Source organism: Serratia sp. M24T3 (assembly GCF_000257645.1).
Lineage (GTDB): Bacteria > Pseudomonadota > Gammaproteobacteria > Enterobacterales > Enterobacteriaceae > Rouxiella.
In genome coordinates this window covers 1-22,384 of sequence record NZ_AJHJ01000032.1, presented here as the reverse complement: position 1 = coordinate 22,384, position 22,384 = coordinate 1, and the positions used below count along the sequence as shown (strand labels likewise).

The following is a 22,384-nucleotide window of genomic DNA, read 5'->3' as shown; positions in this document are numbered from 1 at the left end:
TGACCATCTTTTGATGTTTAACAGGGCACAAATTGCCCAGAGGATCCATTATGACAAACACGACTGTATTGACCCTGGAAGGGTTGTCTTGCGGACACTGCGTGGCTTCAACACGTAAAGCGCTGGAAGCGGTAAGTGGAGCACACGTTGTTGAAGTGACAATTGATAAAGCGATCGTGACCGGTAATGTCAGTAACCAGAGTTTACTTGATGCGGTCGAAAACGCGGGATATCACGCCGAGTTGCTGGCGGATGAATCATCCCCAAAATTGAGCCGCTGACTCCATCTGAAATTTCCTTGCCGGAACCTCAGTCAGCGGCAATCCCTAATTTTCCGGCATCGGAAGCAGCTAGACCTCCTTCAATGGAAGAACATAGCGTGCAGCTCCTGCTTAGCGGTATGAGCTGCGCCAGCTGTGTCAACAAGGTACAGCGTGCTTTAGAAGGCGTAAGCGGCGTTAAACGAGCCAGGGTTAATTTGGCTGAACGCAGCGCACTGGTTCAGGGCGCCAACGACGCCCAGGCGTTGATAGCCGCTGTTGAAAAAGCAGGTTACGGCGCAGAAATCATCATTGATGAAACCCTACGCCGAGAACGTCAGCAGCAAACTGCTCGCAGCAGCATGATCCGCTTTAGCTGGCAGGCGGCATTGGGTCTGGCGGCAGGCATCCCGCTGATGGCATGGGGGTTATTTGGCGGCAACATGATGGTGAACGCCGGTAACCAAACAGGCTGGCTTATCGTTGGCATTTTGACACTGGTGATTATGATCGTCGCCGGCGGTCATTTTTATCGCAGCGCCTGGAAAAGCCTGATGCACGGCAGCGCCAACATGGACACACTGGTTTCCCTGGGCACTGGCGCGGCATGGATCTTTTCATTTCTTGTCTCGTTATGGCCAGACGCGTTCCCGATGCAGGCGCGGCATTTATATTTTGAAGCTAGCGTAATGATTATTGGCCTCATCAACCTTGGTCACGCACTTGAGCAACGCGGACGTCAGCGATCTTCCAGGGCGCTTGAGCGTTTACTGGACCTAACCCCGCCCACGGCGCGCGTTATCACTGAGCAGGGAGAGCAGACTGTGCCTCTGGCCGAGGTAAAACAGGGCATGCTTCTGCGCCTCACAACTGGAGATCGGGTGCCGGTCGACGGTGAAATTCATCAGGGTGAAGCCTGGATGGATGAGGCGATGCTGACGGGTGAGCCCATTGCACAATACCGTACTCGAGGCGAAAAAATTAGCGCCGGTACACAAGTCAAAGACGGCAGCGTGCAGTTTACTGCGATGGCAATTGGCGGTCAGACTCAACTGTCGCGCATTATCAAGCTGGTGCGCGAAGCACAAAGCAGTAAACCCGAAATAGGTAAATTGGCAGACAGAATCTCGGCAGTGTTCGTCCCGGCAGTCGTGCTGATTGCCCTATTTAGTGGCGCTATCTGGTATTTTTTTGGGCCACAACCTCAGCTTATGTACACGCTGGTCATCGTGACTACGGTATTGATTATCGCCTGCCCTTGTGCGCTGGGGCTAGCCACGCCGATGTCAATAACCGCAGGTGTCGGTAGAGCCGCAGAATTTGGCGTTTTGGTAAAAGATGCCGATGCACTGCAAAGGGCCAGCACGCTGACCACTCTGGTGTTTGATAAAACTGGAACGTTGACTGAAGGTAAGCCGCAGGTCGTTGATATTCAGCTATTTAATCAAACCGATGTAAATCAGGCCTTAAGCTGGGCTGCTTCACTGGAACAAGGTTCTCATCATCCGCTGGCACAGGCAATATCCGAGAAAGCTGCCGGGCTGCCAACAGTCAATGTTGAAAACTTCCGCACGCTTGGCGGTCTTGGCGTCAGCGGAAATACTGATACAACTACGCTATTGTTGGGCAATCGCGACTTGCTTGAGCAACAGCAGGTGGACTGTACTGAGGTCGATACGCTGCTCGCCAGGCAATCAGCGGAAGGCTTCACTCCCGTGTTATTGGCGGCCAATGGCAAAATAGTCGCGCTTTTTTCAATCCGCGATTCGCTGCGCGAAGACAGTATCGAGGCACTACAGAGGCTGCATCAGCAAGGTTTCAAGCTGGTTATGTTAACGGGTGATAATCCGGTCACGGCGAATGCAATAGCGAAACTGGCGGGTATTGGCGACGTAATAGCCGGTGTGCGACCTGATGGAAAAGCCGAAGCGATTAAAGCCTTGCAGGCACGGGGCGAGAAGGTGGCAATGATTGGCGATGGTATCAACGATGCCCCTGCGCTAGCTCAGTCCGACGTGGGGATTGCCATGGGCGGCGGCAGCGATGTAGCGATTGAAACCGCTGCGATTACCCTGATGCGCCCTAGCCTGCACGGCGTTGCCGATGCGCTGGCTTTGTCAAAAGGCACACTGCGTAATATGAAACAGAACCTGCTCGGCGCATTTATCTATAACATCATCGGCATTCCCATTGCTGCCGGAGTACTGTTCCCGCTGACAGGAACATTACTGAGCCCTATTGTCGCCGGAGCAGCTATGGCGCTGTCTTCAATTACCGTTGTCGCTAACGCTAACCGCCTGTTGCATTTCAAACCAGGAAATGTCTCGGCAGTTAAAAAGTAATTGATAACAAATAAATAGCCCTTCAAGAGTTTTACCCCTGTTACCAATTGCTGGTTGGCGCTAGCATGAAAAGCAATTGGAACAGGGAGACCACACATGATACGGGATCTATTAATTCAAGTAGCTCGCTGGACCGGCCTGCTATCCCCCACGCAATATTCTTATCCGGCGATTGATATCGCGCTTTCCGGTGGACGCAATTTCCATCTGGTAGGCAGTATCCATATGGGCACGCAAAATATGGCCCCCCTACCTCGTCAATTGACCCGTAAAGTTACTCAAGCGGATGCGCTGATTGTTGAGGCAGATATCAGCAGCAGTGAATCTCCTTTTGGAGAACCTGAGGATCTAGCCCCGTTAAGTGAGCGTATCGATGAACAGCAGTATCGGGAAATCGAGCAATTATGCGAAGAACTCGGCACCCCTCTTTGGTCGTTAAGCCGTTTACCCTGCTGGCAGATTGCCCTGATGCTACAGGCCACGCAGGCTCAACGCCTGGGGCTGCGTGGGGAATATGGCATTGATTTTCAACTGCTGAATTGGGCCAAAGCGCAGGATAAGAAAGTCATTGAGCTAGAAGGGGCAGATCAACAGCTCGAATTGCTAAAACAATTGCCTGAAGATGGGCGCAGCCTGCTTGATGACACCCTGACCCACTGGCACACTAATGCAAGATTATTACAAACCATGATCAGCTGGTGGCTCGACAGTCGCCCATCGGTTGGAATTGACCAGTTGCCCTCAACTTTTGGCAACGCGCTGTATGATGTGCTGATGCATCAGCGTAATCAACGCTGGAAGCAGCAGCTAGAGAACATGCCTGCTGGGAATTATGTTGTAGCCGTAGGCGCTTTACATCTTTATGGTGAAGGGAACCTCCCTAACCTATTAAATAATAAAAATTAAACCATCCCCCCTCTTTAATTTAGTAAAAAAAATGGCCAATATTTCTATTGGCCAGTCAAAGAGGAATTTCATTTTTATTAATTATCGCGGCAGCATGGAGTTCTTGAGGAATCCATGCCGGCGCGCGTAGGTTAGCAACGAGTGCGGCGTCTGGCAACTCTCAATCTGATTAAATTTCGCACTACACGAGCAAGTTTCATACTTTGTTCTTATGTTTCAAAACATTGTGCCACGTGATTATTTTTTGGCTTCTCAGGTTAGTTCACCTATAGAGCCGACTTCATTAAATGGAAATGAAAATGACGCCTGCCGTTAAGCTTTTAGAAAAAAATAAGATCAAGTTTACCCTTCACCCCTATGAACACAGCAGCGATGAAACAAATTTCGGTGATGAAGCGGTAAAAAAACTGGGGCTGGATGCTGCGCAAGTCTATAAAACACTCCTGGTTGCCCTTAATGGCGAAGCCAAAAATCTTGCCGTTGCCGTGACACCGGTTGCAACTCAACTCGATCTTAAAAAAGTAGCCAAAGCGCTGGGAGCCAAGAAAGCTGATATGGCCGATCCTCAGCTGGCGCAGCGCGTGACGGGTTATCTGGTTGGTGGTATCAGTCCGTTGGGCCAGAAGAAACTGCTGCCGACAGTTATCGATAGTTCAGCCGAGCAATTTGCGACTATTTTTGTCTCGGGTGGCAAACGTGGGCTCGATCTCGAGCTGGAGGCAGGCGATCTCAGCCGCTTACTCAATGGTCGCTTTGCGGATATAGCAAAACGCGATTAAATCTGCCCTCTCCTCTTACCTAAACGAAAATAAAAATTATGACCGATAGAACAGAACCTCAAACTCAGAGCAAGGAGAGCGCATTGAAGGGCACCGCTTATAAGGTGCTGACGGCTATTAGCGCTTCTCACCTTATTAACGACATGCTGCAGTCACTGATTTTGGCGATCTACCCGCTGCTGCAAAAAGAGTTTACCCTCAGCTTTACGCAGATCGGCATTATTACCCTGACCTATCAAATTACGGCTTCACTATTACAGCCACTGATTGGCCATTATACCGACAAGCATCCTAAACCTTACTCGCTCCCCGTGGGCATGGGCTTTACTCTGGCCGGTCTATTGTTGCTGGCTATCGCACAAACCTATGGCGTAATCTTGATTGCGGCCGCGCTGGTCGGAACCGGATCCTCAGTGTTCCACCCAGAGTCCTCACGCGTTGCACGAATGGCCTCCGGTGGTCGTCATGGATTAGCCCAATCCCTGTTCCAGGTTGGCGGCAACTTTGGTAGCGCGCTAGGCCCACTGCTTGCCGCGATTATTATTGCTCCTTATGGCAAAGGCAATGTCGCCTGGTTTGCTCTGGCTGCACTGCTGGGTATGGTTGTGCTATTGCAAGTCAGCCGCTGGTATAGCCATCAGCAGCAGTTGGCAAAAAAACGCGGCCCGGCCCCAATAGCAGTGAGTCACCTGCCGAAACGCACCGTCATGCTTTCGTTAGGTATTTTATTGATGCTGGTATTCTCTAAATATTTTTATCTGACCAGCCTGAGCAGCTATTACACTTTCTACCTGATCCACAAATTTGGCGTGTCGATTCAGAACGCACAGTTCCATCTGTTTGCCTTCCTGCTGGCTGTAGCGGCAGGCACAATTCTTGGCGGGCCGATTGGCGACAAGATTGGGCGTAAATATGTTATCTGGGTATCAATCCTCGGCGTCGCGCCTTTTACCCTCTTACTGCCACATGCCAATCTGTTTTGGACCAGCACACTAAGCATCATCATCGGTTTAATTCTGGCCTCGGCATTTTCCGCAATTCTGGTTTATGCGCAGGAACTGATCCCGGGAAAAGTCGGCATGGTTTCTGGTTTGTTCTTTGGACTTGCCTTTGGCATGGGTGGATTAGGCGCAGCCATTTTGGGCTATGTTGCCGACAAAACCAGCATCGAGTTGGTTTACCAAATTTGTGCTTTCCTGCCACTGCTGGGAATATTCACGGCCTTCCTCCCAAATATAGAACATAAAGCAAATTAATTACCAGATTAAGTGCTATAGTAAAATTACTAGTGCATATACTGACTGACGGGTAGCCCTCTTAAATACGAGGGTTATTTCCTATCTGGACTTAGCGTAAAAAAGAAATTACGCTAAATTATCAGTCCAAAGTTTAGATACTTTTCCACACGACATCTATTTAAAAATATAAATTAGTTTTAATAGATTGATTTTTTTATTTAGGAGAAGATCACTTGAGGTTATTACCCGTTATTGCTTTATATTTTCTTTGTATATACATGTCATGGATGCCATTGTTTCACTCAATTTCCTGGATATCATGGGATTTAGGCGCTCATATTTCAAGAACATTATCTACCGTTGGAGAACTCAGGCAGGGGCAGTTCCCACCTTATTTTGATTTCAATTATCATCACTACCCTGGCTATTCATGGAATATATTTTACCCGCCACTTGCTAACTTTATCATGTCGTTCTTTCAATATATTCAAGACAACTTAAACAATACACTCAAACTTACATCATTAGTAATTTTAATGTTTTCAACTCTAATTTCATTTTTTTCCTTTAATAGTTTAGGTATTATCCGAGATAAATCACTCTCCTTGTCATTAATGTTCTCATGCTCAATATACATGGTTGATAATATTTTTATCCGAGGAGCGATACCTGAATCTTTAGCTATTTGTTTCGCACCACTATTCATCTGCAGTTTACTCAAAAGAACAGAACCCAAGTCTTTCCTCGTAATGGGGGTAGCCAGTGCCGGCATTCTCTTGTCAAACATACCATCATTCATAGCTTGCGCTATAGTAGCGCTGGTCTTCGCAGCTTTTAGAAAAGAATCTATCCCATTCTTTATTAAGGGTTTTACTGTCTGTTTTTTACTAAGCGCATTCTATATTCTGCCACTATTTTATTCTTTGCATGGGCAGAGCTTTAACTTGATTAGCTTTAATTTTTTTCCAACGATGAGCGAAAAAAGCTTAAGTCTTTACGATCTCGTCTCGGGTGAAAAAATAAAAACAGGCAGTTTAAGGGACATGTCTTTAGGTGTTGGCTGGCCTATTTTCTTGCTGCTATTACTGGCGCTATACAATAACTTTAAAAAATTAAATTTTCTTATCCTATTAGTTTTAACATTTATAGTCATTAGCGGAGCTAACTATTCATTTTTGCCAAAATTTCTGCAAGAATTAAGTCTGCTACAGTTTGCCTGGAGACTCGTGCCTTATTTGCTGTTACTTGTTTTGGTCCAGATAGCCGAAAGCAGTAAAGTAACCAATAAACATCTTTTAACATGCCTGTTTTTGACCAGCCTGATGACTACCTGGATGTCAGTCGAAAAAACCAGCTCGTATAACATAACTAAAGACAATTATGGCTCGACTATTTTTAGTGATTACGCTTTAACTAGCGCCAAAAAAATTGTTTTACCGGAAGGTAAAATAATTTGCCTAGATAGCCAAAACAGTGAAACACAGATCGATTTCACAGAAAAAAGAAACACCCACGGCATGCCCGTGTTTGAATTTAACAGTAAAATTGATGGAAAATGCATTATCCCGGTTATGGCCTACAACTCCGTGACCCTTGATGGTAAGAGAAATATCATTGATGGTTATCTTTATTATAATGCGTCAAAAGGCGACAATCGGGTTGAAGTTAAAAGATCAGCCGCATTCGAATTATTGTATGGTCTGGGAGCATTTCTGAGTTTTATATCTTTCGTTTTCATTATGTGTAAAATTTTCATAATTAAACGGAATGCCGTGTTTTATAAGCCATTTAAAAGCTAATGCAACATTAATGAACGCTTCATCAGTTAACCCTCTCTTTTGTCGCATTTATGCCAATAAAATAAACATTTTCTTACACATTGGCTAGTTAATAACTTAAACTCAGTACTACCAGATTTACGCTGTTGCGTGCATAACGAGAGGGAATCTTGATGCATAATTCTACCCCCCTGATTACCACCATCGTAGGCGGACTCGTTCTCGCTTTTTTGCTGGGCATGCTGGCGAATCGTTTGCGTATTTCGCCGCTGGTCGGTTATCTTGCCGCTGGCGTGTTGGCTGGCCCTTTCACCCCCGGATTCGTTGCCGATACCTCACTGGCTCCCGAGCTGGCAGAGATTGGTATCATTTTGCTGATGTTCGGTGTGGGGCTGCATTTTTCTCTGAAAGATTTACTGGCAGTTAAATCGATTGCCATTCCGGGAGCCATTTTACAGATTACCGTGGCTACCATACTCGGCATGGGGCTTTCGCATTTAATGGGCTGGAACCTGACCAGCGGGCTGGTGTTCGGGTTAAGTCTGTCGACCGCCAGCACCGTGGTCTTGCTACGCGCGCTAGAGGAACGGCAGTTAATTGATAGTCAACGAGGGCAAATCGCCATCGGCTGGCTGATTGTCGAAGACCTGGCAATGGTGTTAACGCTGGTTCTGCTGCCTGCTATCAGCAATATGATGGGTAGTCAGGAAGTTAGCGCAGGAAATTTGCTCACTGAGTTAGCTATCACCCTGGGTAAAGTTATCGCCTTCATTATATTGATGATTGTGGTCGGTCGCCGTTTAGTCCCGTGGATTCTGGCAAAGTCAGCCGCCACAGGTTCACGCGAGTTATTCACTTTGGCGGTGCTGGCTCTGGCTCTTGGCATAGCTTTTGGAGCGGTAGAGTTTTTTGATGCCTCATTTGCACTGGGGGCTTTCTTTGCAGGAATGGTGCTTAACGGCTCGGAGCTTAGCCAGCGTGCGGCGCACGATACTCTGCCGTTGCGCGATGCATTTGCCGTGCTGTTTTTTGTGTCGGTCGGCATGTTGTTTGACCCAATGATTCTGATTCATGAGCCGCTTGCCGTCCTGGCAACTCTGGCGATTATTCTGTTTGGAAAATCTGCCGCCGCCTTCGCACTGGTCAGAATGTTTGGCCACTCGCAGCGCACTGCGTTAACGATTTCCGTCAGTCTGGCACAAATCGGCGAGTTCGCGTTTATTCTGGCAGGACTCGGGATTTCTTTCGGCATGCTCACCGAACACGCGCGTAATTTGGTACTCGCAGGGTCTATCTTGTCGATCATGCTGAATCCACTGCTTTTTTCTCTGCTGGAAAGTTACCTAATCAAGACCGAGATTATTGAAGATCAGAGCCTGGAGGAGGTAATTGAAGACGAGGCCCAGACACAGGTTACGTTTTGCGATCACGTTTTAATTGTTGGCTATGGACGAGTGGGAAGCCTGCTCGGCGCCAAGCTTATTGAGCAAGGTGTTCCGCTAGTGGTGATTGAAAACTCGCGTCCAAGGGTTGAAGCCCTGCGTGAGCAAGGCATCAGTGCGGTATTGGGCAACGCGGCGAATCAAGAAATCATGGAACTGGCAGGCCTCGACTGCGCGCGCTGGCTGCTGCTGACCATTCCAAACGGCTACGAATCAGGTGAAATCATCGCCTCCGCCCGTGCCAAGCGCCCCACCATCGAGATTATTGCCCGCGCCCACTACGATGATGAAGTCTCCTACATCATGGCTCGCGGCGCAGATAAAGTCGTGATGGGCGAGCGCGAAATTGCCAACAATATGCTCAACTCAATTAACTTAGGGAAAGATATTTCCATTAATCCCTGGGCCGAATAACGCCGTTACGGTGCGCAGGGGCCAATTACACGTAATCCTCTAAGCCATGCGCATCGTAGCAAGGCGGCAATCGAGCAAATCCCGATGAGCTGACACTCGTCAGTGATTTGGGTGCGCGAAAGAAGCCAACGCCGTTACGGTGTGCAGGGGCAAATTAAACGTAATCCTCTAAGCCATGCGCATCGTAGCAAGGCGGCAATTGAGCAAATCCCGATGAGCTGACATTAGTCAGTGATTCGGGTGCGCGAAAGAAGCCAACGCCGTTACGGTGTGCAGGGGCCAATTAAACGTAATCCTCTAAGCCATGCGCATCGTAGCAAGGCGGCAATCGAGCAAATCCCGATGAGCTGACACTCGTCAGTGATTCGGGTGCGCGAAAGAAGCCATAAATCTGCCGGGAGCAGATTTAAACGCAGCTTGCGGCGGCCCCGTAGGGGTGAGGCCTATGGATGGGCCGAATAACGCCGTTACGGTGTGCAGGGCGACGAGGATTTATCTTTCCCAGTAGGACTCTTCAAGACTGTCCTCTCGCTCCGGCAGGCCTCGCATTAGTCGCGGGGAATGCTGGTTCAATACTTGATAACTGACTCGATTAGCGTATTTGCAGACCTGCGCCAGCGAAGAATAAGTCAGGTATTCAAGGGCATGTTTGCTGGAGTTTGGCACTGAGGAACGGTGAAAACCATTGGCTGCAATATCGTGTAGCAGTGCGGAAAGCGCGCCGTCCCCCGCCCCGTTGGTATTCATTATTTTCTCGGGACCGCCCATATAAGGAGCGATGTGAGAGAAAATGCGCAGAGGTTGGGTGCAGTTCTCACGGCGCATCGCGCGGCTGAATTCATATTGATTGAACTCGGCAATCGCGCCGGGCAGCAACGGATGGTTGGTGGCTCGTTTGTTGGCGTCCTCGGTATAGCTGCCCATGTAGAGGCCACTCGGTCCTGCAGTACATAACACCAGATCGGCCCATTCCAGCGCCTGATTGGTCGCCATCAAAGGATCGCTGAGGCCGGTAAGGGCAAAAGCTTCGTCCTCATTCATTGCCAGAATAGTCACGTTTTCACGGATAAAATCGCGCCATGCCTGCGGATCTTCGGCGATCACGTACTGTGTACCGAGGGTTAATACCACTGGCACGTTATATTTTTTGGCATAAGCGATCGCCTGACGGGTTGCATCGGGCATCGGATCTTCGGCTTCCCCACGCAGCAGGTAAGAAGTCAGTACCAGCGCCGAAGCTCCGGCTATCACCTCTTCGGGAATACTTTCTGCCCGCAGCTGGTTCATCTGTCCGGGGCTGATGGCAAAAGTGCGCTCGCCGCTTTCGTTAATTAGCGTAAAACAGCGGCCAATCGCGCCATCTACCCCCTGTAGATAATCCAGATCGGTGCGGCTGGAGGTATTACACAGATAGCGATAGGCATAGCTGCCAATTTTAATGTTGCTACACATCACGCCGAGCAGCACCGAACGGTCATCGGCCAACACTGAATAGTTGTGCAGAGTATTGCCGATAGTGCCTCCGGCAAACTCGTGAGTAATCAACGTCTGACTGGTTAATTCTTGATAAAGCAGCTCGGCCCGCTCGTCGTCAATCAGGCTCGACTGCCCGGCGACCAGTCCATAGCGAGCGATAACCTCGTCATCGACCTTGGCCTCGATATCCACCAAAGTCTGATCAATCCCGACAATATAAGAGGCGCTCGCATCAGGCTGGGCGTTAAGCAGCATTGAATCACGCAGCAATGGATCGCGCGCGCTTACGGGAAAATAGTGTTTTGACTTACGTTTACCGGGAAATTTCATGGGATTTGGTTTAGGCAGTGAAACATGCGGGGATGTTATCACAGGAGAACAATTGATATAGGGCAGTTATTATTTGGGCTGGCGACCGGCACCAGCCAAAACAGGGGTCTTGCGGTATTAGAAGTGTTGCGACACCAGCTGTTGCAGCATATCGATGTGATCGTCGCGATCGTTTAATGCTTCGATGTATTCAAACTTCTCACCACCTGCGTGAAGGAATAGTTCACGGTTTTCTCCGTTTATTTCCTCGATGGTTTCCAGGCAGTCGGCAGAGAAGCCCGGGCACACAATCTGAATATGTTTCACGCCCTGGCCCGGCAGGCTTTCCATGGTGGCATCGGTGTATGGCGTCAGCCAAGGCTCACGACCAAAACGTGACTGGAAGGTCAACATGATTTTACCGGGAGCCAGTTGCAGCGCGGTAGTCAGCGCCTGAGTGGTAGCCTGGCAACGCTGCTGATAGTCATCACCCAGTGCGACGAAACGTTTTGGAATGCCGTGGAAAGACAGAACCAGTCTATCCGGCTCGCCGTGTTTGGCGAAAGATTCCAGAATGCTGGCCTTAAGTGCCGAAATATAGGCCGGATGTTCGGCGTAATCGCGGATAAAGCTTACCGATGGCAAACGGCGCTGTTCTTTCAATACGCGCGCGACGCCGTCAAACACTGAAGCGCTGGTCGAGCAGGAATACTGTGGATACATCGGCAGAACGACCATTTTGGTCACACCCTGTTCCAACAGGCGACCAATGCCGTCTTCCAGGCTGGGTTTACCGTAACTCATCGCCAGTTCGACCGGTGTGTCAGGGAAACGCGCGGCGAGTGCTTTTTGCTGACGCAGGCTGTAAACCATCAAAGGTGAGCCTTCATCCATCCACACGGATTTATAAAGCTTGGCCACGCGAGGGGAGCGGAAAGGCAGGATCACGCCTTGCAAAATAGGCCACCAGATCAGCCGATTGGTATCAACCACGCGAATATCACTTAAAAACTCAGCCAGAAAACGTTTTACCGCCGCCGTGGTTGGAGCCTCCGGGGTTCCCAGGTTAACCAGTAACACACCGAATTTCGTCTGCATCATGCTGAATTCCCTAAATAATATTACTAATTTTTTAACACAGGGCAAATGACCTGTCTGAATGCGCCCTTATTGTAACCAAACTCAGGCAAATCGGAACCGATAACAGCAAATGGGATTAACAATCAATGCGATTTATGAGGGGGAAACGGGGGAGTTGCAGGTAAAACCAAGGCGACCGAAGCCGCCCTGATAACGTTAATTCACTTCACGGCAATTAGCCCAGAATAGCAGCCAGTTCTTCGCGAACTTCGCTCACTTTCTTGGTGCCGTCAATTTTAACATATTTGGTGTTACCGGCTTCGGCTTCTTTACCGTAGTAAGAAACCAGCGGCTCGGTCAGCTCGTGGTATTCCACCAGACGTTTACGAACAGTTTCTTCCTGATCGTCTTTACGGGTAGTCAACTCTTCGCCAGTGGCGTCGTCTTTGCCTTCAACCTTAGGTGGGTTAAATTTAATGTGGTAAACGCGACCCGATGGTGCGTGAACGCGACGGCCAACGATACGGTCAACGATCAGTTCATCAGGAACGTCAAATTCCAAAACGAAATCAACGCTGATGCCAGCTTCTTTCATGGCGTCTGCCTGTGGAATGGTGCGTGGGAAACCATCCAGCAGGAAACCGTTACGGCAATCTTCCTGAGTAATACGTTCTTTAACCAGGGCAATAACCAGTTCGTCGGTAACCAGTTTACCGGCGTCCATAATCTCTTTAGCTTTCTTGCCAAGATCACTTCCGGCCTTAACAGCTGCGCGCAACATATCACCAGTAGAGATTTGCGGAATACCGTAATTCTCCATGATGAATTGAGCCTGAGTACCCTTACCTGCGCCCGGAGCGCCCAGCAGAATGATACGCATTGCGTAAATCCCCTTGCATTGTAATTTTATTAAAAGTCGAAAACGGTCAACCATACCATTCTGCGCCCCCTTCCTCAAGAAAGGGGGACGGCTAGTTAGCTATTTAAGAATAACTACAAAGCGATGGCTGCCTGTTTTTTCGCCTGCAAGGTTTGTGAGACAACAGCAACAATGATGATACAGCCGCCAATCACTGCATTTGCAGTGGGAGCTTCATGCAAGAACAGATAGATCCACAGCGGGGCCAGCGCCGTTTCGAGCAATAAAAACAGACCTGCGTTGGCCGGTGCAACGTAGCGTGTTGACAAGGAAATCAGCCCCATTGCCAACGGCATAATCATCGCCCCTTCAATAACCAGCCACAACCACTGCTGCGCGTGCAGCTCACTAAGTGTCGAAACCATCCCTGCCCCGGCGAACATTGGCACAATCACTGACGCCAGCACGCCGCCCAACGATGGCAAAGCCAGAGTTCCGTTTTCGACCCGTGAGGCGAAAATAAAGGCCAATGCCATAAATACCGCGGTTGCCAATGCGAAGTAGTTCGCTGTTCCATCAACGCCCGCCTGTCGCCCTGACATGACAATCACCACGCCGAGCATGCCAATCACTGCCGCAACCATCAAAGAACGATCGATTTTAGTACTGAAAAACAGCCGTGAGATGATGGCGGAAACAAACGGCGTCGAAGAAATAATCACTAATACCGTCGCAATATTGCCGCGGTTAAGCGCATTCACGAAGCAGGCCGATGAAGCGCAAAAAAACAGCACCGACAGCAGATTTTGGCGAGTAATCCACGGCACACCCAGCACCGAACGGCTTTTCGGCACCAATAGCCAGATGGCAAAGACTACCGCCCACATCAATAATCCACGTAAAACCACAATAAGCCAGGAGTCTTCCACTGCCATCAAACGGATAAACACCGAATCTGAACTGAGAATGACGCCACCTAGAATGCCGATCAGGTTGCCGTTAACTGCGCTTGATTTACTCATCTTATATTCCATAGTTTTGAAATATCTTCAAAAACGCTACCGGTACAGTTGACCGGACGTCCATTCTGTCCGCGCGTCCAGCGGGACAGGCGAAGGGTATTACTGTGTTCAAAATAACTGCCGTTAAGCTCTTTGGTGGTCTGACGCTGCTGCTCGGTAAATGACGGCACGTGGAAGCAGCTGAAAGGCAATCCTGGTTCACCCAAAGACTGCAAATGCTGGCCGTCAGGCAACCAGATATCGATGGGATCGACACTGGCAACGTTAAACGGCTGCCATCCTGGCGCATTAATCGTTTCCAGCGCCCTTTCCAATGGCGCTTCCGAGACCGTAGAGTGCTCGAACAAACGCAGCTCGCTTCGCAGCAGCATGCTGTAGTCTTCCGGGCGCACAGCAATAAGCGTCAGTCCAACTGCCACCGAGGCGTGCTTGTGCAGCGGTGCCAAAAACAGCGAGCCGTGTTCGATCAAGTCATCGTGCATATTGGTAGCAAAACTGTGCGACGCATCGACAACAAAACGGTTTTGCGACCTTGGCAGACTGTTCAATTGGCCGGTGTAGGGATTGACGTGAGTGACAATCTGTACGCCGCTGTTTTCCGTACCTTCGGCAACAAAAGGCCGAAATAGCATATCGATCGGCTCATAATGCTGATGGTTTGCCAGGCTCAAAGAAATATTCTGCTTATGTAGCAAGTGGGACAGCATCGCCAACCCGACGCTGACCGACTGGACCATAAACACATCATACTGCTCGAGACGGTAAACCTCGGTAAGTCTCTCCCTGACTGCTTCACGTAACTGGTTCACTTTCTTGTAAAAGTGTCCACCACCGTGCTGCATCTGGAGTTGGGGTGACAATGCTGAAGGGTCCATTAGTCGATTAACTCCTTCTGATAAAGCAGTGGCAAGACGTTGTCGCGAAACACAGAACCGACACCGACTTCGCAAGGAGGCTTGCGGTAGTTAACCCAGGCAATCTCGGCGATTTCAGAGCTGGCTACCGGTTGGCCCACGACCTCAACCTGATACACGTGATTTTCTATCGCCACGGATTCAAACTCGGCGATGCCGTGAAACAGGCCAAAAGGCTTAATCTCCGCCGCTTCAACGTTGAGCTCCTCCTTGAGCTCGCGACGCAGGCAGGACAGATGGTCCTCCCCCTGCAACGGCTTACCGCCCGGGGAGATGAACACGTCCGTGCCTTCTTTGCGCGTCAACAGCAGCGAACGGTTACGGATAATAATGGCCGAACACTTGATGATGGTTTTCATCACAGGCTCCACTCAGGCAGCTTCAGCAGGAGAGGTGGCAACTTTTTTCGCCAGGCTCAGGGATTCACCAGACAGGAATTTGACGATGTTCAGAGCCAACGGCGTTTTTTCACGCAGGTAGGCCATAATGGTATCGTCACTCGGAGTAGAGAAACTGTCGCCAAAAATACTCACGCCTTCCAGTGACTTGGTAGAAATACCCAGTTGTAGCAGGCGATATTTCACATCATCGGATGACTGGGCAAATTCATATATTGGTGAGTGATATTGAATACCAAACTCTTTCATTAAATCGACGAGATAATCTTTGGCAACCTGACGTTGCTCAGGGAACTCTTGCTGATAATGGGTGATCCCGTCATTGATGACGTCAATGTCATGACGGCGACAGAAATCAATTAGATGTGCGTGAATTGCTAATTTTTCGCCAAGCAATACTAAATTCTTTCTATACTTTAAAATATCGCCTTCGATATTTTCGATAGCGATGCTACGGAAGGTTCCACTAATATCTTCGACTGTGTGTTCTACTACCAAATCCCCAAAACGGGTTTTAAGTTCATCAACACGATGAGAAAGAATGCCACGATGTAGGGAACATCCGCTGTTCGCTGAATACAGGTGAACCGGTATACCCTGTAACATCAGATAACAGGCTGCTAAGGTACTGTCACGACCACCGGTAAACATCACAAGTTGAGTTTTTACGTAAGTATTTTTCATATTGATCCTTAATATTTACTGGGATACTCGGGTGCAAGGCACTCATGGCTGCTGTGTAAGGTTGTCCCGCCACGCCAACCTGGAGATTAACTTCGCCATCCTGGCGCTTCGTGTCGGGACAAGGTCGAGACTAAAGGGTTTTTTTTAGCTTAGAAAATGATATAAACAGACAGACGAGTTGAAATTAACTAACAAGGTGGCGCTATGTCAGATCTCCCTTCACTGCGCGCATTGCACTACTTTAAACAAGCCGCGATGTTCGAAAGCTTCAGCGCAGCAGCAGAATCTTTGAATGTCACCCACAGCGCAATCAGCCACCAAATAAAGAATCTGGAAACCTGGTTAGGCACGCCTTTATTTAAACGTACTGCCGGACGGGTTTATTTAACTCAGGATGGCGAGACATTAAAAAAATGCTGCGAACAGGTATTTAGAAATATAGAGGCGACCTGCAAAGAAATTAAAACTCGAGAAGAAAACAGCCTTATTATTTCCTGTGCACCAAGTTTTTTGTCACAGTGGTTAATTCCGCGAATCAATCGTTTCTCACAGCTGCATGAAAATATTGCCCTCACCTTTCAGACCCATGTAAACATTGAAAATGTTCAGGATGAGAGGACTGATATTTTAATCAAAAGTAATGAAACATTATTGCCAGAGGAAATTGAAGCGACGCTTATTACTGTCGATTATATCGGCCCGGTGTGTTCGCCAGAATTTCGCCACCGCTTCACTTATGAGACCGATTTTACGACCCAACCGCTGCTGCATGCTGATACTAAAATCAATGCCTGGCAGGAATGGGCGCGTAAAACCAATACACGGGGAGACTTTATTTCCGGTAAGCATTTCGACAATCTTACGTTAGCAATCCAGGCCGCTAAAAACGGTTTAGGGATTATTATGACGCCGCAGATTTTGGTGAAAAAAGAAATTCAGGAAGGGAGTTTGATTGCACCGCTAGGCTTCACCGAGGTCGACAGAGCCACTTATATGCTGGTTAAGCGTGTGCGCAGCCATGAACGTGAGATAACATTGTTTCGACACTGGTTATTAGAAGAGGCCAGCCGGGGTTAGCGACTGGCCTCTGATGTTGGCAGGCGCTAATCAACGCCTGCCTTAATAACTGCCTGAAAGAAGACTTTAAGCCTGCAGCAGGGTATTCATGCGGCGAATAAACTGGTTAGGATCTTCCAGCGTACCGCGCTCGGCGAACAGTGCCTGATCGAGCAACAGCTCTACCCATTCAGAGAACTGATCTTCCTGAATTTCATCAGCGGCACGTTTAACCAGCGCGTGTTCAGGGTTCAGTTCGAAGATGTATTTCACCTCTGGCGCATCCTGACCCGCTGCGGCAAAGAGCTTGGCCATCTGCGTGCTCATTTCATCGGCACCGGTGGTGACAATTGCCGGAGTATCGGTCAAACGGTGCGTCAGGCGGACTTCTTTGACGCGATCTCCCAACAGCGTTTTCACGCGCTCGACGAATGGCTCAAGTGCCTTGTCAGCATCTTGCTGCTCTTCACTCTTCTCATCGGCCAGCTTGTCCAGAGACTCGTCGGCTTTGCTGACAGACTGCAACGACTTACCATCGAATTCAGTCAGATAGCTCATCATCCATTCATCAATGCGGTCGGAAAGCAGCAGAACCTCGATACCCTTTTTACGGAATAACTCAAGGTGCGGGCTGTTCTTGGCTGCAGCATAGCTGTCGGCAGTGATGTAATAAATCTTGTCCTGACCTTCCACCATGCTGGCAACGTAATCTTCCAGAGACAGTGTTTGCTCGGAAGAGTCGTTACGAGTGCTGGCAAAGCGCAGCAGTTTGGCAATGGTTTCTTTGTTGCTGCTGTCTTCTGCAGGGCCTTCTTTCAATACCAGACCAAACTGTTTCCAGAACTGTAGATATTTTTCTGCGTCGTCTTTGGCCAGTTTTTCCAGCATTTGCAAGGCGCGCTTGCTCAGGGCACTGCGCAGATTCTGGGTTACGCGGCTATCTTGCAGAATTTCACGCGAAACGTTCAGCGGAAGATCGTTGGAATCTATCAGGCCGCGCACAAAGCGCAGGTAGTTCGGCATAAACTGCTCGGCTTCGTCCATGATAAAGACGCGCTGCACGTACAGTTTCAGGCCATGCTTGTGGTCACGGTTCCACATGTCCCACGGCGCCTGCGAAGGAATATACAGCAGGCTGGTATATTCTTGCTTACCCTCGACGCGGTTGTGGCTCCAGCTCAGCGGATCGCTGAAATCATGGGAGATATGCTTGTAAAACTCAGTGTATTCTTCGTCGGTGACTTCAGAGCGACTGCGGGTCCACAGGGCTTGAGCCTTGTTGATTTGGTCCCAGGTAGTGGTGTCGTCTTCTTCGTTGCGGGTTTCAATTTCAACCGGCAGCGCAATGTGGTCGGAATATTTGCTGATGATCGAACGCACACGCCAGTCATCCAGAAACTCGTCCTGATCTTCGCGCAGATGCAGGGTGATTTCAGTGCCGCGATCGGCTTTCTCGATATCTGCCAGAGTGTATTCGCCTTCACCGGCAGATTCCCAGAATACGCCCTCTGAGGCGCTTACGCCTGCTGCACGGGTCCGAACGGTGACTTTATCAGCCACGATAAACGCTGAATAGAAGCCCACGCCGAACTGACCAATCAGTTGGCTATCCTTGGCCTGCTCGGAGCCTACGGACTGCAGGAAAGCCTTGGTGCCTGATTTGGCGATAGTCCCGAGATTATCAATCACCTCGTCGCGGGTCATGCCGATGCCGTTATCGCTGAGTGTCAGGGTACGTTTTTCTTTGTCAAACGCCAGGCGGACGTGAAGATCGGCGTCGCCTTCATAGAGATCAGGTTTTGACAGCGCGCAGAAACGCAGTTTGTCCGCCGCATCCGAGGCGTTGGAGATCAACTCACGCAAGAAAATTTCTTTATTCGAATATAGCGAGTGGATCATCAGGTGGAGTAACTGTTTTACTTCCGACTGGAATCCGCGGGTCTCTTGTCCTTTCATACTCATCAAATACCTCAATCAAACCGTTTGAGTGGTTAAAACGAAACTGTGTTCAAAACAGACTGAGAATGAAATGGGGTGCTAAAGGGAAATATTCAAGAGGAAAGGACAAGGAAAGATAAAAACAAGCGCTATTTGATTATTTAAGAATCGAATAGGCCAGCTAGTTAAATGCTTTGAACAGTAGGAGGGATTTAAAAAACAGAACGTATTGTCGGCACTGGGTCGGGTTTAAAAAACAGACCGTCTAAGTAGTTGCTGCTGTAGCAAGGCGGCAAGTAAGTTTAGCCCCGAGAGCTGACTGAAGTCAGTGACCGGGGTAAGCGAGTGAAGCCAACGCAGCTACAGCTTTAAATACGACGACGGATCAATACTTAAACAGATGACGCCCAGCAAGAGAGTGGGCTAGCGTAGTGCCGTCGACCATCTCCAACTCTCCGCCGACCGGCACACCATGAGCGATGCGGCTGGCAACAACGCCGTACTGACCACACATTTCGGCGATATAGTTTGCGGTCGCGTCCCCTTCGACTGTCGGGTTAGTCGCGAGGATCACTTCCTGAATGCTTTCGCTTTCAAGACGTTGTTCAAGCCTGCCCAAACCAATGTCATCAGGACCAATGCCGTCCAGCGGGGATAAATGCCCCATCAGCACAAAATAACGCCCTGAAAACTGACCAGTTTGCTCGATAGCGTGAATGTCCGCCGGACTTTCTACCACACAAATCTGACCATTTTCCTTGCGCCTTGGGTTGGCACAAATGGTGCAAATATCCTGCTCGGTAAAGGTCCGGCAATCGGCACAGTGGCCAATTTCGGACATTGCCCGGGTCAGAGACTGCGCCAGCCGCATTCCGCCACTGCGATCGCGCTGCAGCAGCTGGAATGCCATACGTTGCGCTGACTTCGGACCAACGCCCGGCAGGCAGCGTAACGCCTCCATTAATGATTCAAGGAGTGGGCTGGTTTGCATCAGAATGGCATCTTAAAGCCCGGTGGCAACTGCATGCCGCCAGAAACTGCTGCCATTTTCTCTTTCTGCGTTTCATCGATACGACGAGCCGCATCGTTGAATGCTGCAGCGATCAGGTCTTCCAGCATGTCTTTGTCATCTTCAAACAGGCTTGGATCGATCTCAACGCGACGAACGTTGTGCGCTCCGTTGATAGTAATTTTAACCAGACCTGCGCCAGATTCGCCGGTAACTTCAATGGTCGCTATCTCAGCTTGTGCCTGCTGCATTTTTTCCTGCATTTGCTGGGCCTGTTTCATCAGGTTACCAATGCCGCCTTTTCCAAACATAATCTTCTCTCTTTGCGTCGGGCCGCGTATGTGCACCATGCTCCTACTGCGGCGGTTAAATGGGGCGAATACTTTCTTCGTCCAGCTCGGCATCAAAGAAACGACGCAGAGTCTGGATATTATTATCCGCGATAATCGACTGACGCGCCTGCGCCAGTTTTTCTTCATAAATTGCCTGCCGCCATTCCAGCGGCGTGCGGGTCGCCAGATTGTCGTCTTCAACCACGCTTAGCGTAATTTGTTGCTCATAAAGCGCTGCCAGTGCGTCTGCCAACGTTTTATGTGCCGTCGGCGAGTTTAAATGACGCTGCGCCGAACGCAAATGTAGACAGAGGGTAGCCGAATCAGGGCGTTCAAGGAAAGCGTTAAGCGCTAATTGCTGAACCAGTTTCGGAATAGTCAGCTGCTGGATAATCGCCGCCCACTCGTCGCGTTCAATGGCTTCCTCAGCCAGACGCGAGGCCAGCTCAGGCGATTTTTCATGTTCTAACGCGGCGCGCAGAGCCTTGGGAGTCGCAACAGGTTCAGGCGCAGCCTCCGGCTCGTTAACCGTTTTCCAGCGATAGGCTTCTTCCTTGACCGGTACTGCCGGTGCTTTCTTCTGAGCAGTCGCGCCCTTGCGCTCTAGCGAACGCTCGGTAACTGAAGCCAGTCGCTCCAGCACCGTATTTGCCGGCTGCGCTTTTCCAGGCGCGGCCGGCTCAGCTTTTTTTGGGGAAGAGCTTCCCTGCTGCCGATGTAGCTGTGTTCGCGCCTGTAGCAGCTGCGCGGTGGAATCCGGGATGGCAGCTTCTGACTGTGGCGGAGCATGGCGAGACGGCGCTACGGCGGACGGCGGCGCGCTGTTTTGCACTGGCTGCTGTTGCGCAGCGGACGCGCGTGGTGTAGTGATTTCCGGTTCTGCGATCAACACTTTTGGATGAAAAGCCAGCGCGCGCAGCAGAGTCATTTCGACCCCCATGCGTTTGTCTGGCGCAAACGGCAGCTCTTTGCGGCCAATCAGCAAAGTTTGATAATACAGCTGCACGTCGGTTGGCGGAATAACTCGCGCCAACTCACGCAAACGTTGTTCAATTGAAGCGTAATGGTTGTCGAGAACCGACGGCAAAAGCTGAACCATGGCGATGCGGTGCAGCAGTGCCAGCGTTTCCACCAGCAAGGTTTCCCAGTCAACACCCCGTGAAGCAGCGTGTTCAACCTGCGCCATTACCGTTGCGCCATCTGCACTGACCAGTGCTTCAAGAATCGCCAGCGGCTGCTCGTCGTCGAGCGTTCCGAGCATCTGCGATACGGTTTCGGTAGTAACCTGCCCCTGCCCCATGGCGATCGCCTGATCGGTCAGACTCAGCGCATCGCGCATACTGCCATCGGCAGCACGGGCCAGCAATTGCAGTGCTCGCGCTTCACTGGTGATCTGCTCGGCGTTCAACACCTTATCAAGCTGTTTGCGGATCTGTTCGACGTCCAGCGCCTTAAGATGAAATTGCAGACAGCGCGACAGAATTGTCACCGGCAGCTTTTGCGGATCGGTGGTTGCCAGCAGGAATTTGACGTGCGAAGGCGGTTCTTCAAGCGTTTTCAACAGCGCGTTAAAGCTGTGGCGCGAAAGCATGTGCACTTCGTCAATCAGATAAACTTTGAAACGCCCACGAGCCGGGGCGTACTGCACATTGTCGAGCAATTCACGGGTATCTTCGACTTTGGTTCGCGAGGCGGCGTCTATCTCGATCAGGTCAACAAAGCGCCCTTGCTCGATTTCACGGCAGTTATCGCAAACGCCGCACGGCGTAGAAGTAATGCCGGTTTCGCAGTTCAGGCCTTTGGCCAACAGGCGGGCAATGGAAGTTTTACCCACGCCACGAGTACCAGAGAAAAGATAGGCGTGATGGATCCGCCCCAGCGACAGGCCATTAGCCAGTGCCGTCAGCACATGTTCCTGACCAACAACGTCAGTGAAAGTTTGGGGGCGCCACTTACGGGCAAGAACCTGATAGCTCATTAATACCGGAGAAGTCGAGGGGTCTGTAGCGTTATGTTATCACAGCCTCGCCCGCACGAGCGAGGGCTAGAACAAACGAGTAAATCTAAAGGCATTCGAGTTACAGGTAGGCGGCACCTGCGCGCATCCCCAGAAGCGACATAAGTCAGTGACTGGGGTAAGTAAAGGCA

General features: G+C 49.9%; 18 protein-coding genes and 1 pseudogene. 7 read left to right on the top strand and 12 right to left on the bottom strand.

Annotated features, from left to right (window positions below; translation table 11 throughout):
* The first annotated feature begins 50 nt into the window (after positions 1-50).
* From copA to SPM24T3_RS19085, 4 genes and pseudogenes are all read left to right on the top strand, one after another.
* Positions 51-2,602 (top strand): annotated as a pseudogene (copA, locus tag SPM24T3_RS19100) (copper-exporting P-type ATPase CopA).
* A gap of 96 nt (positions 2,603-2,698) precedes the next feature.
* Positions 2,699-3,508, top strand: coding sequence for a TraB/GumN family protein (locus tag SPM24T3_RS19095; protein ID WP_009638450.1), 810 nt, complete (start codon positions 2,699-2,701; stop codon positions 3,506-3,508).
* Between the two features lie 299 nt (positions 3,509-3,807).
* Positions 3,808-4,287, top strand: coding sequence for a Cys-tRNA(Pro)/Cys-tRNA(Cys) deacylase YbaK (gene ybaK / locus SPM24T3_RS19090; RefSeq protein WP_009638449.1), 480 nt, complete (start codon positions 3,808-3,810; stop codon positions 4,285-4,287).
* A 38-nt stretch (positions 4,288-4,325) separates the two neighbouring features.
* On the top strand, positions 4,326-5,543 hold the full coding sequence (locus tag SPM24T3_RS19085) for an MFS transporter (RefSeq protein WP_037379179.1): 1,218 nt from the start codon (positions 4,326-4,328) through the stop codon (positions 5,541-5,543).
* Between the two features lie 469 nt (positions 5,544-6,012).
* Here SPM24T3_RS19085 and SPM24T3_RS25970 read toward each other — a convergent pair whose 3' ends face one another.
* Positions 6,013-6,324, bottom strand: a complete 312-nt coding sequence (locus tag SPM24T3_RS25970; RefSeq protein WP_237713120.1) for a hypothetical protein — start codon at positions 6,322-6,324, stop codon at positions 6,013-6,015.
* On the opposite strand from SPM24T3_RS25970, the gene SPM24T3_RS25595 reads away from it, so the two are divergent.
* Both SPM24T3_RS25595 and ybaL read left to right on the top strand, forming a co-directional pair.
* The gene (locus SPM24T3_RS25595; protein WP_237713119.1) at positions 6,302-7,324 is read left to right on the top strand and encodes a hypothetical protein; all 1,023 of its coding nucleotides are present in this window, start codon (positions 6,302-6,304) and stop codon (positions 7,322-7,324) included. The two genes, SPM24T3_RS25970 and SPM24T3_RS25595, sit on opposite strands and share 23 nt — an antisense overlap.
* Before the next feature lie 152 nt (positions 7,325-7,476).
* A complete protein-coding gene (gene ybaL / locus SPM24T3_RS19070) occupies positions 7,477-9,159 on the top strand; it encodes a YbaL family putative K(+) efflux transporter (protein WP_009638445.1) in 1,683 nt (560 codons plus the stop codon).
* 492 nt (positions 9,160-9,651) lie between these two features.
* Here the strand turns inward: ybaL and SPM24T3_RS19065 are convergent, their stop codons facing one another.
* From SPM24T3_RS19065 to SPM24T3_RS19035, 7 genes are all read right to left on the bottom strand, one after another.
* Complete coding sequence (locus tag SPM24T3_RS19065) at positions 9,652-10,965, bottom strand: inosine/guanosine kinase (RefSeq protein ID WP_009638444.1); 1,314 nt, start codon at positions 10,963-10,965, stop codon at positions 9,652-9,654.
* A 117-nt stretch (positions 10,966-11,082) separates the two neighbouring features.
* The gene (gene hemH, locus SPM24T3_RS19060) at positions 11,083-12,045 is read right to left on the bottom strand and encodes a ferrochelatase (protein WP_009638443.1); all 963 of its coding nucleotides are present in this window, start codon (positions 12,043-12,045) and stop codon (positions 11,083-11,085) included.
* Between the two features lie 214 nt (positions 12,046-12,259).
* Positions 12,260-12,904 (bottom strand): adenylate kinase, encoded by a 645-nt coding sequence (gene adk, locus SPM24T3_RS19055; protein WP_009638442.1) that lies wholly within the window; start codon positions 12,902-12,904, stop codon positions 12,260-12,262.
* A gap of 113 nt (positions 12,905-13,017) precedes the next feature.
* The gene (locus tag SPM24T3_RS19050; RefSeq protein ID WP_009638441.1) at positions 13,018-13,905 is read right to left on the bottom strand and encodes a DMT family transporter; all 888 of its coding nucleotides are present in this window, start codon (positions 13,903-13,905) and stop codon (positions 13,018-13,020) included.
* Positions 13,902-14,780, bottom strand: a complete 879-nt coding sequence (locus SPM24T3_RS19045; protein ID WP_009638440.1) for a DUF6024 family protein — start codon at positions 14,778-14,780, stop codon at positions 13,902-13,904. Before SPM24T3_RS19045 ends, SPM24T3_RS19050 begins: the two co-directional genes overlap by 4 nt.
* Positions 14,780-15,178 carry an NUDIX domain-containing protein gene (locus SPM24T3_RS19040; protein WP_009638439.1) on the bottom strand — a complete coding sequence of 133 codons (399 nt, stop codon included), beginning with the start codon at positions 15,176-15,178 and terminating at the stop codon, positions 14,780-14,782. Before SPM24T3_RS19040 ends, SPM24T3_RS19045 begins: the two co-directional genes overlap by 1 nt.
* Before the next feature lie 12 nt (positions 15,179-15,190).
* Positions 15,191-15,901: a hypothetical protein gene (locus SPM24T3_RS19035; protein WP_009638438.1), complete on the bottom strand. Its 711-nt coding sequence runs from the start codon at positions 15,899-15,901 to the stop codon at positions 15,191-15,193.
* A 204-nt stretch (positions 15,902-16,105) separates the two neighbouring features.
* On the opposite strand from SPM24T3_RS19035, the gene SPM24T3_RS19030 reads away from it, so the two are divergent.
* On the top strand, positions 16,106-16,978 hold the full coding sequence (locus tag SPM24T3_RS19030) for a LysR substrate-binding domain-containing protein (RefSeq protein WP_009638437.1): 873 nt from the start codon (positions 16,106-16,108) through the stop codon (positions 16,976-16,978).
* Between the two features lie 66 nt (positions 16,979-17,044).
* On the opposite strand, the gene htpG is transcribed toward SPM24T3_RS19030, so the two are convergent.
* The 4 genes from htpG to dnaX all read right to left on the bottom strand — a co-directional run bounded on the left by htpG (position 17,045) and on the right by dnaX (position 22,214).
* On the bottom strand, positions 17,045-18,913 hold the full coding sequence (gene htpG / locus SPM24T3_RS19025; RefSeq protein WP_009638436.1) for a molecular chaperone HtpG: 1,869 nt from the start codon (positions 18,911-18,913) through the stop codon (positions 17,045-17,047).
* A 367-nt stretch (positions 18,914-19,280) separates the two neighbouring features.
* A complete protein-coding gene (gene recR / locus SPM24T3_RS19020; protein WP_009638435.1) occupies positions 19,281-19,886 on the bottom strand; it encodes a recombination mediator RecR in 606 nt (201 codons plus the stop codon).
* Entirely contained in the window at positions 19,886-20,215 is a 330-nt protein-coding gene (locus SPM24T3_RS19015; protein WP_009638434.1) for a YbaB/EbfC family nucleoid-associated protein, read from the bottom strand. The genes recR and SPM24T3_RS19015 overlap by 1 nt, the downstream gene beginning before the upstream one ends.
* 55 nt (positions 20,216-20,270) lie before the next feature.
* Positions 20,271-22,214, bottom strand: coding sequence for a DNA polymerase III subunit gamma/tau (dnaX, locus tag SPM24T3_RS19010; RefSeq protein WP_009638433.1), 1,944 nt, complete (start codon positions 22,212-22,214; stop codon positions 20,271-20,273).
* Positions 22,215-22,384: the final 170 nt, after the last annotated feature.